The organism is Pseudomonas sp. Pseusp3 (genome assembly GCF_047304225.1).
GTDB lineage: Bacteria > Pseudomonadota > Gammaproteobacteria > Pseudomonadales > Pseudomonadaceae > Aquipseudomonas > Aquipseudomonas fluorescens_CD.
Window position 1 is genome coordinate 1 of the sequence record NZ_JBGLYV010000135.1, and the last position, 13,693, is coordinate 13,693.

8 protein-coding genes are annotated in these 13,693 nt (G+C 59.2%); 2 read left to right on the forward strand and 6 right to left on the reverse strand.

All coding sequences use genetic code 11. The annotated features are described in order from the left end of the window. Window positions 1-50: 50 nt before the first annotated feature. Complete coding sequence (locus ACCD00_RS27815) at window positions 51-1,877, forward strand: S9 family peptidase (RefSeq protein ID WP_413428474.1); 1,827 nt, start codon at window positions 51-53, stop codon at window positions 1,875-1,877. Between the two features lie 75 nt (window positions 1,878-1,952). Here ACCD00_RS27815 and ACCD00_RS27820 read toward each other — a convergent pair whose 3' ends face one another. Together ACCD00_RS27820 and ACCD00_RS27825 are read right to left on the reverse strand one after the other, a co-directional pair. Then, window positions 1,953-2,111 carry a YqaE/Pmp3 family membrane protein gene (locus ACCD00_RS27820; RefSeq protein ID WP_003228885.1) on the reverse strand — a complete coding sequence of 53 codons (159 nt, stop codon included), beginning with the start codon at window positions 2,109-2,111 and terminating at the stop codon, window positions 1,953-1,955. A gap of 206 nt (window positions 2,112-2,317) precedes the next feature. Continuing rightward, a complete protein-coding gene (locus tag ACCD00_RS27825; protein ID WP_413428468.1) occupies window positions 2,318-3,601 on the reverse strand; it encodes an aspartate aminotransferase family protein in 1,284 nt (427 codons plus the stop codon). 169 nt (window positions 3,602-3,770) lie between these two features. Here ACCD00_RS27825 and ACCD00_RS27830 point away from each other — a divergent pair, with 169 nt between their 5' ends. Then, window positions 3,771-4,700, forward strand: a complete 930-nt coding sequence (locus tag ACCD00_RS27830) for a LysR family transcriptional regulator (protein WP_413428469.1) — start codon at window positions 3,771-3,773, stop codon at window positions 4,698-4,700. Window positions 4,701-4,927: 227 nt separating this feature from the next. On the opposite strand, the gene ACCD00_RS27835 is transcribed toward ACCD00_RS27830, so the two are convergent. The 4 genes from ACCD00_RS27835 to ACCD00_RS27850 all read right to left on the reverse strand — a co-directional run bounded on the left by ACCD00_RS27835 (window position 4,928) and on the right by ACCD00_RS27850 (window position 12,421). Then, on the reverse strand, window positions 4,928-6,706 hold the full coding sequence (locus ACCD00_RS27835; protein WP_413428470.1) for an acyl-CoA dehydrogenase C-terminal domain-containing protein: 1,779 nt from the start codon (window positions 6,704-6,706) through the stop codon (window positions 4,928-4,930). A 247-nt stretch (window positions 6,707-6,953) separates the two neighbouring features. Then, window positions 6,954-8,750: an acyl-CoA dehydrogenase C-terminal domain-containing protein gene (locus tag ACCD00_RS27840; RefSeq protein ID WP_413428471.1), complete on the reverse strand. Its 1,797-nt coding sequence runs from the start codon at window positions 8,748-8,750 to the stop codon at window positions 6,954-6,956. A gap of 85 nt (window positions 8,751-8,835) precedes the next feature. Next, entirely contained in the window at window positions 8,836-10,128 is a 1,293-nt protein-coding gene (locus ACCD00_RS27845; protein WP_413428472.1) for a GGDEF domain-containing protein, read from the reverse strand. Between the two features lie 151 nt (window positions 10,129-10,279). After that, the gene (locus ACCD00_RS27850) at window positions 10,280-12,421 is read right to left on the reverse strand and encodes a cytochrome-c peroxidase (RefSeq protein WP_413428473.1); all 2,142 of its coding nucleotides are present in this window, start codon (window positions 12,419-12,421) and stop codon (window positions 10,280-10,282) included. Between the last annotated feature and the right edge of the window lie 1,272 nt (window positions 12,422-13,693).

The window sequence follows — 13,693 nt, forward strand, 5'->3', positions numbered from 1 at the left end:
CGAAGAAGCCGAACACGCAACCCAGACCATCGACCAACTGGCCTTTCGCAATGAACGAAACTCACGCCTCATCGCCAAGAGCTGAACCCCTCAGCGCTGCCAAGGCCGTCGCGGCCGGTATCGACTTTGCCGAACTGCAGGTCGGTCGACAGGGCCTGTTCTGGAACGAGTACCGCCCCGAAGACGCGGCGTGCCGGATCTGGCATTGGCGCGACGGCGCAGCGAAATGCCTGACGCCACCGGGCTTCAGCGCGCGCAGTCGTGTGTACGAATATGGCGGTGGAGCGTTTTGTCTGACGGACGACGGTATCGTTTTCGTCAACGAGGCCGACCAGCAGTTGTATCGGCAAACACTGCAAGGCGAAGCGCCCGAAAGGCTGACGTCTGGCATGTGCCGTTACGGCGATCTGCAATTTGCGCAAGGGCAGGTACTGGCGGTCGAGGAGCGCCGCGATCAACACCGACTGGTGGCAATCGATCTGGACGATGGCGCACGTCACCTGCTGGCCGAGGGTGCTGATTTCTACGCCGCGCCGACACTCAGTCCTGATGGCCTGCGCCTGGCCTGGATCGAGTGGAGTCGCCCGGATCAGCCATGGACAGCGACCCGTTTGATGGTTGCCGAACGCCTCGCCAGCGGCGGTTTTGCCGAGGCTCGTTGTGCGGCGGGCGACGGCGTTCAAGAGTCTGTGCAACAACCACGGTTTGATGCCGGCGGTCGCTTGTATTGCCTGACGGACCGCGCCGGTTACTGGCGGCCATGGAGGGAGTCCGGAAAAGGCCTGAGCCCATTGCCGAGCGCTGCCGCCGACCATGGCCCCGCGCCCTGGCAACTCGGCGGCTGCACCTGGTTGCCGCTGAGTGAAGAAAGCTATCTGGCCAGCTGGACCGAAGGCGGGTTTGGCCGATTGGGCATATGTGGCGACTCCAACGCCGACTTCACCGGCGACTACAGCCGCTTCCGCCATCTCGCCGTGGATGAGCGGTTCATCTATTGCATCGCGGCGTCGCCCGTCAGTTCAACCGCTGTCATCGCCATCGACCGCCAAAGCCGGCAAGTGAACGTAATGGCCGGCGGCATCGCACCGCTTCCTCCCGAACAGATCAGCCGCCCGCAAACCTTGCGCTACCCAAGTGGCTCAGGCGAAGCACACGGCTTCTTTTACCCGGCGATGACCGGCGAGGTTAATCCGCCATTGGTAGTGTTCATCCATGGCGGACCGACGTCGGCGTGCTACCCGATGCTCGATCCGCGGATCCAGTTCTGGGCCCAGCGGGGCTTCGCCGTGGCCGACCTCAACTATCGTGGCAGCAGCGGTTATGGCCGGACTTATCGCCAGGCACTGCACCTGAGTTGGGGCGATGTGGATGTGCAAGACGCCTGCGCCGTGGTCGGTTACCTCAACGAACGCGGCTTGATCGACGCCGACAAGGCCTTCATACGTGGCGGCAGCGCCGGCGGCTACACCACCCTTTGCGCCTTGGCCTTTCACAACGTCTTCCGCGCCGGCGCCAGCCTGTATGGGGTCAGCGACCCGGTGGCGCTGGGGCGCGCGACCCACAAATTCGAAAGCGACTATCTGGACTGGCTGATCGGCGATCCGCAGCTGGATGCCGAACGCTATGCGGCCCGCACACCGCTACTGCATGCCAGCAATATCCGCGTACCAATGATCTTCTTTCAGGGAGAACTGGATGCCGTGGTCGTCCCGCAACAGACCCGCGACATGGTCACGGCGCTGCAGGACAACGGCATCCTGGTCGAAGCGCATTACTACGCCGACGAACGCCATGGCTTTCGCAAGGCCGGTAACCAGGCCCATGCGCTGGAGCAGGAGTGGCTGTTTTATCGGCGGGTGATGGATTCAGTGGACTGAAACCCGCGCTCATTGCCAAAACGGTGGTGCTCCCTTCGCGAGCAAGTCGAAGGCAATTGATCCAGCGCCGCAGATTCAGCGCTTGGCGATGATGTAAACCGCATGCACGATCCCCGGAATATAACCGCACAACGTCAGCAGAATATTCAGCCAGAACGCTCCGCCGAATCCTACTTGCAGAAATACGCCCAGTGGTGGCAACAGGATGGCGATGATGATGCGAATAAAGTCCATGGGGGCAACTCCTGATTGGGGTGGGCTCGTTCGAGCCCTACAGCTAGTCGACCTGTGCCGTTTGTCAGCGTTCAGTCCTTCTACTCCCGAACTACGCCCCTTCATTGAAATTCTCAAATAAAAAAACGCCCCACGCCAAAAGAATCAGGCGTGAGGCGTGCGTTTTACCGCGAGACGGTTCTGGAAATTGTGCAGGGCGCGTCGGATCAGACGGAAATCCCTTTGCGGCACTGCAATTGCGCGGTGCGTACTCTGGAGAAGGCGCGCGCCAGGCGCAGGAGCATTTCATCGATGTTGGCGTTGCTGACATTCAACGCCGGGGTAAAGCGCAGACAGTCGAGTTGCGGGGCATTGAGCAGCAAGCCTTCGTACAGCGCGGCCTTGACCACCGCATCGGCGCAATCGTCCGACAGCGTCAGCCCCCAAAGCAGCCCTTGTCCGCGCAACTCGCCGTGACCGTAACGATGGGCCAGACGCCCCAAGCCTTCACGCAGATGTTGACCGGTCTCTGCGACGTGCTTGAGGAAAGCCTTGTCCTGCACCGTAGCGAGTACCGAAAGCCCTGCGGCGGTCATCAACGCATTACCGTGATGAGTACCTGTCACTTCGCCAATGTCGAAACAGCACGCCTTGCCCCGCGCCAGCAGCGCGGCCAAGGGCACGCCGCCGCCCAACCCTTTGCCGAGCACGACGATATCCGCCGTTACGCCGCAGGACTGTTCCGCGAGCAAGGTGCCACAACGGCCGATGCCGGTTTGCACTTCGTCGAATATCAGCAAAATGCCGAGTTCACGGCACAGGCGTTCGACACCCTTGAGGTAATGTGCGGTGGCCGGGATCACGCCGGCTTCGCTCTGGATCGGCTCAAGCATGATCGCTACGGTCCGTTCATCCACGGCCGCATGCAAGGCCGGAAGGTCGTTGAACGGGACATGGCTGAAACCCGGCAGTTGCGGCTCGAATCGGTTGATCAATGTCGAACTGTCCGACGCCGAAATCGTCGCCAGGCTCCGGCCATGGCAACCGTTGTTGGCCACAATGATTCGCGACGCACCGCCGCGATACTGTTGACCCCATTTGCGCGCCAGTTTGATCGCCGCCTCACAGGCTTCGCTGCCGGTATTGAGCAGGTAAGCCTGATCACTGCCGGTGCTGGCACACAGATGTTCGGCGAGGCTGAGCATGCCGCGGTTATGCAGGCCGAAACCCGGATTGATCAGCGATTGAGCCTGGGCAGTGATGGCGTTGACCAGTACCGAAGGGCTGTGGCCAAGGCTGTTGGCCCCGCCGCCCTGGGAAAAATCCAGGTATGCACGGCCATCGCTGTCCCACAACCATGAGCCCTGCCCACGCACAAACACCTGTTTCGGCCGCTCGACACTGGGCATCAAGTACTCGCTGGAAAGGTTATCGCCTCGGGATGGCAGGGAAGCGTCCAGGACCAAATCATCAAGACTGGGAGGACTGCGACGCAGACTGAACAGGTTCATCTGAAAAAACCTCTTTTGAGGTTTTTTGCCTTACCTATGTAAACACCATCGAAACAAACGCTATTCATCGCGCTCTATGGCCCTGTAAGCCCTGTGAATGCGGTTAGACTAGGCTCAGACGAGGTGTTCAGCCATTTCGATTTCTCAGTATTTTCAATAAGTAATACTTATGGATTTCAAGCAACTGCGTTATTTCGTCGCGGTCTATGAAGAAGGCCACGTGGGCCGGGCCGCCGAGCGCCTGTCAATTTCCCAGCCGGCGCTGTCCCAGCAAATCCGCCACCTGGAGCAAAACCTCGATGTGAGCCTGTTCGAGCGCAGTAGCAAACGCCTGTTGCCGACTCTCGCGGCCCACACGCTATACAACCATGCCCTGCCTCTGCTCGATGGCCTGCAACGGGCACGGGAAGCGCTCGGCAACTTCAAGGGTCAGGCGCTGCGCACCCTGGCCATCGGTGTATTGCAGACCGTGCACACCAGCCTCGTTCCGCAGATGCTCGAGCGAGTGCGCAAGGCGCAGCCGCATCTGGTGGTGCAGATCTATGAACTGACCGGCCTGGAAATCGAGCGGCGACTGCTCAACGGTTCTCTGGACATCGGCATCAGCTACCTGCCACCCCGCCAGCCTGGTTTACATGGCGTGATGCTGTACGAAGATGAACTGACCCTGGTCATCCCGGCAGAGCATCCGCTGCGTGAATTCAAGAAAGTGTCCATGAGTCAGGCCGCCGAGCTGCCGATGTTGCTGCTGGGCGAGGAGTTTCAAATAAGGCAGATCTGGCAGGCACAACTGGCCAGCCTCGGACGTCGCCCACAGGTGCAAGCCGAACTGAACAACATGGCCGGCATCCTAGACAGCCTGCCGCACACGCGCCTGGCGACGGTACTGCCCGGGCGCTCGCAAAAGACCCATGGCAACCACGAACTGCTGTGGAAACCCCTGAGCGAACCGCGAGTGCCGCTGAAAGTCGGTTTGGTGTGTCGGGATGTGCAACGGCAGCAGACCTCGCTGGCATTGCTGCGGACATTGCTGGAAGAGGTGATAAATAGCCCGGATGTGCGCTTGAACAGCGCGCAGGCCCTGGATGGGCTGAGCTAGAAACTTTTCTTTGGGCAAAAGAAAACCCCGCCGAAGCGGGGCTTTGCAGACTGTTTCCCTGACATCCATTTCACTCCGCCGTCCTGGCAGAATCCTACGTGTCCCTGTTGTTGCTTTGCGCTTCCTGCGCTACGTCCATGTAAAGTAGATTAGCTCTGGATCCAATTTGCATCTATGGGAGAACAGCAGCACGTTATGTAAGAGAATGCTTACACGACTCTACTTCATCAGAATTGTCCTGCGTCCAGCAGAAACAACGACTCACTGCCGGCCTTCACCGACGCGCTCAACGAGTGAATGCGCGGCAACAGGCGGGCAAAATAGAACCGCGCCGTACCCAGTTTGCTGGCGTAGAAATCATCCTGCGCTTCCTTGCCGAAAGCCGCCTTGGCCATCAGCGCCCACATGTAGGCGTAGGCCACGTAGCCGAACACCTGCAGATACTCGACCGACGCCGCGCCGATCTCGTTCGGGTTGGTTTTGACCCGATCCAGCAACCATGCGGTCAGTTCATCAAGGGTGGTCACAGCGTCGCTCAGCGGTTTGGTGAACTCGGCGAGGTCCGCACTGGCGGTCGCCGTGAAGTGACGAATCTCGTCGGCGAACAGGTTGTAGAACGCCCCGCCGCTGCCGACAATCTTGCGCCCGACCAGGTCCAGTGCCTGGATGCCGTTGGTGCCTTCATAGATCTGGGTGATGCGCACGTCACGCACGAGTTGCTCCTGACCCCATTCACGGATGTAACCGTGGCCGCCGAAGACCTGTTGGCCGTGTACGGTGGTTTCCAGGCCGAGGTCGGTGAGGAACGCCTTGGCCACCGGGGTCAGCAACGCCACCAGGTCTTCCGCACGCTTGCGGGTGGCGGCATCTTCGCTGAACTTGGCGGTGTCCAGTTGCATCGCCACGTAGGTGGAGAACGCACGGCCTCCTTCGTTCGAGGCTTTCATGGTCAGCAGCATGCGACGCACGTCCGGGTGGACGATGATCGGGTCAGCCACTTTATCCTTGTTCTGTGCGCCGGTGGGCGCACGGCTTTGCAGGCGATCACGCGCGTATTCCACGGCGTTCTGGTACGAGCGCTCGCCCGTGGCCAGGCCCTGGATGCCCACGCCCAGTCGCTCGTAGTTCATCATGGTGAACATCGCCGCCAGGCCTTTGTTCGGCTCGCCGACCAGGTAACCCACGGCCTCGTCGAAGTTCATCACGCAGGTGGCGGATGCCTGGATGCCCATCTTGTGTTCGATCGAACCACAGTTTGCCGGGTTGCGCGCGCCCAGGCTGCCATCGGCATTGACCATGAACTTCGGCACCAGGAACAACGAAATGCCTTTCGGACCCGCCGGTGCATCCGGCAGCTTGGCCAGCACCAGGTGGATGATGTTTTCGGTCAGGTCGTGTTCGCCACCGGTGATGAAGATCTTGGTGCCGCTGACCTTGTAGGAACCGTCGGCCTGAGGCTCGGCCTTGGTGCGGATGATCCCCAGGTCGGTACCGGCGTGGGGTTCGGTCAGGCACATGGAACCGGCCCAGATACCGGCATACATGTTCGGCAGGTACGCGGCTTTCAGCTCTTCGCTGGCGTGGGCGTTGATCGACAGGCAAGCGCCGGCGGTCAGCATCGGGTACAGACCGAACGACAGGCTGGCAGAGTTGACCATTTCTTCGACCTGCGCGGAAACGGCCTTGGGCATGCCCATGCCGCCGTAGGACGGATCGCCACCGACACCAACCCAGCCGCCTTCGGCGTAGGTCTGATAGGCCTGCGGGAAACCTGCCGGCGTGGTGACGGCACCGTCCGCCCAATGGCAACCCTCTTCGTCAGCGGCACGGCTCAGCGGTGCGATGCTTTTGCTGGTGACTTTGCCGGCTTCTTCCAGGATGGCTTCGACCGTTTCTGCATCGACGGTCTCGGCCAGTGCAGGCAGCTCGGCCCAGAGTTTGGCGACCTCGAAAACTTCATTGAGGACGAAGCGCATATCGCGCAGGGGCGCTTTGTAGTCAGCCATGGCAAACCTCGCAAGATCTATACAGGTGATTCACAGGAAGAGTGTTTTCGTTGGATCGGAGTGTACCTCAACAACTTTTGTGACACATAGGGTCAGCTCATGACCGTTTTGTTATTTTTAGTCATTGGATTTTGCAGTGTAGGAGCGAGCTTGCTCGCGAAAAACCTGGAGACGCCATCGGCATCTGGTTTTACGCGTTATCGTTCACGACCATCGCGAGCAGAGCTCGCTCCTACAGGGGGCGATGTCAGAGCGCAAATAGCTCCGCCGGCAGTTGCATCAGACAATCACTACCCGCTTCGATGGCGGCCCGATGAGAGGCTGTACGTGGCAACAGGCGCTTGAAGTAAAACTCGCTGGTCGCCAGTTTGCCCCGGCAGAAATCGCCATCACCGCTGCCAGCATCGAGTTGCGCCTGAGCCACCAGCGCCATGCGCAACCACAGGTAGCCGAGGATGATGTAGCCGCTGTACATCAGGTAATCCACCGACGCCGCACCGACTTCGTCAGGGTTTTTCATCGCCGCCATGCCGACCTTGGTCGTCAACTCACCCCACTGCTGGTTCAGTTGATCGAGCTGCACCACATACCCGGCCAGTTGTGGATGCCCGGCATTCGCCACACAGAACTTGTGGACGATTTTGGTGAACCCGCGCAGTAGCTTGCCCTGGCTACCGAGTACCTTGCGCCCCAGCAAGTCCAGCGCCTGAATACCGTTGGTACCCTCATAGATCGGCGCGATCCGGCAGTCGCGGACCAACTGCTCCATACCCCATTCGCGAATGAACCCGTGGCCGCCAAATACCTGCATGCCGTGATTGGTCACCTCCAGCCCGGTGTCGGTCATGAAGGCTTTGCAGATCGGCGTGAGGAACGCCAGCAGGTCTTCGGCATTCTGACGCGCCGTTTCATCCGGACTCAGGTGCGCAACGTCGAGCAACTGCGCCGTGAAGTAGGTCAGCGCGCGATTGCCTTCGTTGAAGGCTTTCATGGTCAGCAACATCCGCCGCACATCAGGGTGCACGATGATCGGGTCGGCGGCTTTTTCCGGCGCTTTCGGGCCGGTCAGCGAGCGCATCTGCAAGCGCTCGTTGGCGTACTTGATCGCACCCTGGAAACTTGCCTCGCCCAGACACAATCCTTGCATGCCGGTGCCCAGCCGCGCGTGGTTCATCATGGTGAACATGCAGTTCAGGCCCTTGTTCGCCTCACCGATCAAGAAGCCCTTGGCCCCGTCGAAATTCATCACACAGGTGGCCGAGGCCTTGATGCCCATCTTGTGTTCGATCGAGCCGCAAGACACGCCATTGCGCTCCCCTGCCTCGCCCGAAGCATCGGGCAGGAACTTGGGTACGATAAACAGCGAAATACCCTTGGTTCCGGCCGGTGCATCCGGCAATTTGGCCAATACCAGGTGAATGATGTTGTCGCTAATGTCGTGCTCACCGGCAGAGATGAAGATCTTGCTGCCGGAGATCGCGTAACTGCCATCGGCCTGAGGTACGGCGCGGGTCTTGATGATGCCAAGGTCGGTGCCGCAATGGGCTTCGGTCAGGCACATGGTGCCAGTCCACTGGCCAGCGGTGAGCTTCTTCAGATAGGTCTGCTTCTGCTCCTCGGTGCCATGGGCGTGGATCGCCGACATCGCACCGTGGGTCAGGCCGGGGTACATGCCCCATGAGGTGTTGCTGGAAGCCACCATTTCGCTGATAACCAGCCCCAGAGAGCTGGGCAAACCCTGGCCGCCGTACGCTGGATCGGCCGCCAGGCCATGCCAGCCACCTTCCACATACTGTGCGAAAGCCTGCTTGAAGCCGGCAGGCGTGGTGACCACGCCATTGTCGAAATGGCAGCCTTCTTCATCGCCACTGCGGTTGAGCGGCGACAGCACGTTTTCGCAGAACTTCGCGCCTTCTTCGAGGATCGCATTGACCATATCCGGGCTGGCATCGGTGGCCCCCAGCGCAGCGTAGTTACCGTGAAAGTCGAAGACGTGGTCGATCAGAAAGCGCATGTCGCGCAAGGGAGCTTTGTACTCGGGCATGGTCATTCTCCGTCGGCAGATTTCTTCAACCTACTGCCGCCGACCACGCCTCACAATCACAGTCCAGACGCTGAATGCGTCATCATCACTCAACCGTAGCCGCGTCCATGCGCACCGCGCCACGGCGGTTCTGCCCGAACGCCATCACGCAGTTGCGCCCGGCGCCCTTGGCACTGTAAAGCGCCTGGTCAGCGGACTTGAGCACCTCTTCCGGGGTGCGCTGATCGATCCGTTCGGCAACGCCGATACTGACCGTCACCGATACACTCGACGCAGCGGAACCGGCACGCCGCTGGCGCCCCTGATTATCGTCCTGCGGGCGATTCTCCTGATTACGCAGCTGAATGTTGTAGGTGGCGATGGACTCGCGGATGACTTCCAGGTGTGGCATGCACTCTTCGAGGGTCTTGCCTGCAAACACCAGGGCAAATTCCTCGCCGCCATAGCGATACGCCTTACCGCCACCGCCGATTTTCGCCAGCTTGCTGGCCACCAGCCGCAGCACCTGGTCGCCGACGTCGTGGCCGTGGGTGTCGTTGAATTTCTTGAAGTGGTCGACGTCGCTCATCGCCAACACGTAGTTGCGCCCCAACCGTTGCATGCGTTCGTTCAGCGCCCGGCGGCCCGGCAGCCCGGTCAGTTCGTCGCGGAAGGCCATTTGATAGGCTTCGTGGGCAACGGCGGCGGCGATCATCAGCATCACCTGGCTGCACATGATGTTCAGCGTGAACGGCAGGATGAAGGTTTTCGGCAACATCCAGAACAACCCGAGCAGCCCCACCAATTGCGCGGCATGCAGCGGTCGTGGGCTACGCCAGTATTGCCAGGCCAGCAGCACAAACGCAGCAATGAACACCGGATAGGACAACTGGATCAGGCTCATCCAGGCGCCATGCAAGGCGGGCCAGCGAATCTCCGACAGCCAGATCAGCAGCGTGTGCGGATAGCTTTGCTCAAGCCCCAGCGCCACGCTGCCAACCGCCAGCAATACGGCGAAACGCGCCACCATGTCCTGGAACAGATGGGTGCGCTCCTGCCATGCCGCGAAGATGCCAAACAGCAGCGGCAGCAGCAGGCAACACAAATGAAAGACCACGGCGGCATCGTCGCGCACCTTGCCGTTGTCGCGGTAATAGTCGGTCTGGGTGTCGAGCAGGAAGTAGGCGATGTACACCGTGACCATCAGAAACAGTTCACGCTGACGTCGGTACACCGCGCAATAGGCGCCACCGAGCAACAACACCAGGGTGGGCAGCACGTTGAACAGCGAGGTGAAGAAGACGTTCAGATCCTTGATGTATGCAGCCGCAAGCCCCGCCAGTAACAGCAGTAATGACGGCAGGAAGTGACTGAAACGTACAGCGGAAGAACGCGGCAAGGGTAAAGCTCCGACCGGTCAAATCAATTGATGGCAATGTGCCAACCACTGTAACGGCAGAAACTCCGATTTGCTGAGTGAAATACTGTGGTATTTGTAAAAAGGCGTCACTGGCGTCCATCGGTCACCAGTGACGCAAGGGCAATACCTGTTACAGGTCGTTGTTGAACGGTTGCAGTGGCCCTTCCAGACGTGTGCGACCTTCGGCACCGACCGCTTTGAGCTGGATTTCGGCGTCCTGCGCCTGCCGGGTAGTGATCTTCGGACTGGCCGGTTTTTGCCCGACCGAGTTTTCATCCCCCTTTTCGCCCTGGGGCAGTACCAGCGACGGATGGTCAAACGGCGCCCGTTCCCACGCAACCCGAGGATCGGTCAGGCCGACTTCCATGAATTTGACCAATGCATCCACTTCATCCGGGGTCAGGTTCAGCCGGGTAATGTCCGGATCGAGGTTTGAGCCGTTGTGTTGATTGACCGTCGGGTGCTCGAAGCCACTGGTGTTGCTGGCATCCTCGCCACGCCGGTCGCCGCCGCGGTTGTAGAACTCCATGACCTGTTGCAGCGTTGCGCGACTGCCGTTGTGGAAATACGGCCCGGTCAACGCGATATTGCGCAAGGTCGGCGTCTTGAAGGCGCCATCGACCGCGTCGCGGAAACCGACATTGGGCTTGAGCGTCGCATCACAAGGGATGGCCGGGCTCAAAGGCGCTTCGAAGGTGCACACATCAACTTCAAGCGGGTCAGGGATCTGGCCGCCCTGGAGCACGGTGTTGTACTGGCGAGTGAAGGACAACGGATTGCCCCAGGCATCCGAGCCACCGAGCGCAAGGTCTTCCGACGTTGGACGCACCCCGGTGTTGTAGAAACCGCTGTCATACAGTGTGGTCAGGTTGTCGGCCATGACCATGCGCTCGATACGTTCCCGAGGATGGAACAGCAACCGGCTGCCGGCGTTGGTCAACTCCGCGCCACCATGGCAATTGACACACTTGCCCTTGCCCAGGAACAGGTTCATGCCCTGGACCTGCTGGTTGTTCATGGCTGTGTGATCACCCTGCAGATAGGCATCCAGCGGCGCCTGGTCCGAGATCAGCGTGGACTCATACATCTGGATCGCCAGCCCGAAGAACAGCGGGAAGTTCGCTTCCATCTGGGTGTATGGTGCACCGCCCAGCGAGACCTGTTGCGTGGCATTCCACAGACGTGGCTGGAACGCGTTCTTGATCAGTTCACGGTAGGTCGGCCGATGACCACTGGATACCGGCCCGAGTACCGAATCGGTGGACGAGATCCGTTGCTGCTTGAGCATCAAGGTATCGAGCATGCGCCGGCCGATGTCGGCGAAGGTACGCCCGCCGCAGGACATTTCCACCGGGCTGCCGGGAGGCCCTACCGCTTGCGAGGCGGCGGAAGCATCCTTGAGCGCCAGCCGGACTTTGGTCGCCACGCCACTGCCATCGCTGGTCACGAAAATCCCGGCGTCAGGGTCGCGATTGCCGAACGGCGAGAAGCCGTTGAAGACGTTATTGGCCCGGCCATCCCAGAAGTTGCGCACGTTGAACGCGGCGTTGATCACCGTTGGCGCATTGCGCCCGGTGCTACGGCGAACATTGATGCCACCCACCTGGAAGATGCCGTCCGGTTGCTGGATGCACTTATCGAAACGCGACTGATGGGGCTTGACGAAGTTGGCGTCGAACACGCCTTGCGAGCCGATCACATCGTCAGTCGAGTAGAGAATCGCCGAGTTGCGATCCATCGGATCAGCCAGCACATGGGTCGGGAAATCGCCTTTCTTCAACAGGTAGTTCGGACCGCCCTTGCCACCGGATCTGGTGGTGTAGGTCGGCACGTCGCCCGGGATGTCGGCGGCGGTGAACGGTTTGTTGAAGATCGACGAGACGTTCGCATTGGTGTTCGCCTGTCCCGGGTTGATCTGGTTGGTGGTGCGGTGATCGACACCCGCATGGAAGTGGCACGACGCACAAGCGGTGGAACCGTCACTGCCGATCTCCATGTCCCAGAACAGTGCCTTGCCCAGAAGCACTGCAGCCGAGCGATTGAGCACGTAGTCGGTCATCAGGTCGACTTTGCGCCCGCCTTCGGTTCCCGAAGGGTCGGGGGGTGTCAGGCCGTGCAGAGACTGCAGGCTGGGCACATCCGGCACGGCCGGAACGACCCCGACGGGGTCTGCGGCCAAAACGTTCATGCCAGGCAGGCTGGCGGCGAAAAGAGCCATCGCCATCGCACGGGTCAGGCAGGTGGTTCGCAACGTGTTCAAATACTCAAACATGACAGCGTTCCCGATTCAGTATGGAGTAATCAACTCCGTGATTTCCCTGTTGCGAGATGAACTCAGCGCCATGGTTCTTGCTGCCCGCTCGAGTAGCCGCATCAACTTCAAGTTGCATGGGCAAGACGAGGCCTGACTGGCAAAGCACTCTCGCTGCCCAGGCTTTTAAAAGAATGATATTTCGCGCCACTGGGTAGCGCTTGATACAACTCTAGACGTAACAAAACATTTCAACAGAAAATTTCAATATTATTTTATTCAAGCCAATTCAAGAAACCCTACTAATTACGGCAACTGTGCACTATTCCTCAGTTCTGGTTAAATCTCACCCCATTATTGGGTGCCATTCCCCAAACAGCCCGCACCGGATGGTCACCGACGACCTCTAAAAGCCAGTATTTAAAGGACTTTACGTCACAAGACTAAGTTCTCTTGAGGCTGGCAGAGTATTTGCTAATCCAATCACCGCGGTGTGAACGGCACTTGAAAAAAACACCTGAAAATCCACACCACCCGTCAACAGAAACATCCACCAGACATACAAACCCCATTTGTGCGCAAGTTGCACTGCGTTAGCTATTGCCTTTTTTATTTATACCTAAACTCAAGATTACTTCCTCACCACCCTCTTCAATACTCTCTCTTGCACAACTCCGACTTTAGTCGTACTTAAAAGACAACACTTCTCAACCACTACCATTGGAAACACCCACTAAAACTCTTTTATAGCACTCCAAACTTGGGTATATATCCCCACCTACTTTGGCGCTAATCACATAACTATAACTTCATGTATATCACCAACCTCAGCGAAGCCCGCATTTTTGCTGGCTGACAAGCATTTGTGCCAATCAGGCACGACTACTGCTATGTGCCCCTCAGGCTCAAGGAAATGTCTCTCGCGATTGCGTCCGTAACCGGCCAACGCAACGCAGGTGAAAGCATCCGAACGGCAAGTGTCGACCGTACACAGGCACTTCTCCGGCCGGATCGAGCCCCAATTCGACACTCACGGCTTTGCGTTTTTCTTGCGCAGGATTCAGCGCATCAGCAGATCCGCGATCTCGATCGGCCGGCAATTGGTCCTGCAAGATTCTGGAGTGAGCCATGAGCTTATCTTTGTACGAAAAAACGCTCGCCATACCGCTGCTGCCTCACAAGCGATTCAACGGCATCTTCAGTCGCCATGCTCTGCTCGCTGGTGCCGTCGCTGTCGCACTGGCCATTGGTGGTGGTGGAGATGCATTTGCCAAAAACGGAGCTGGCGGTGGC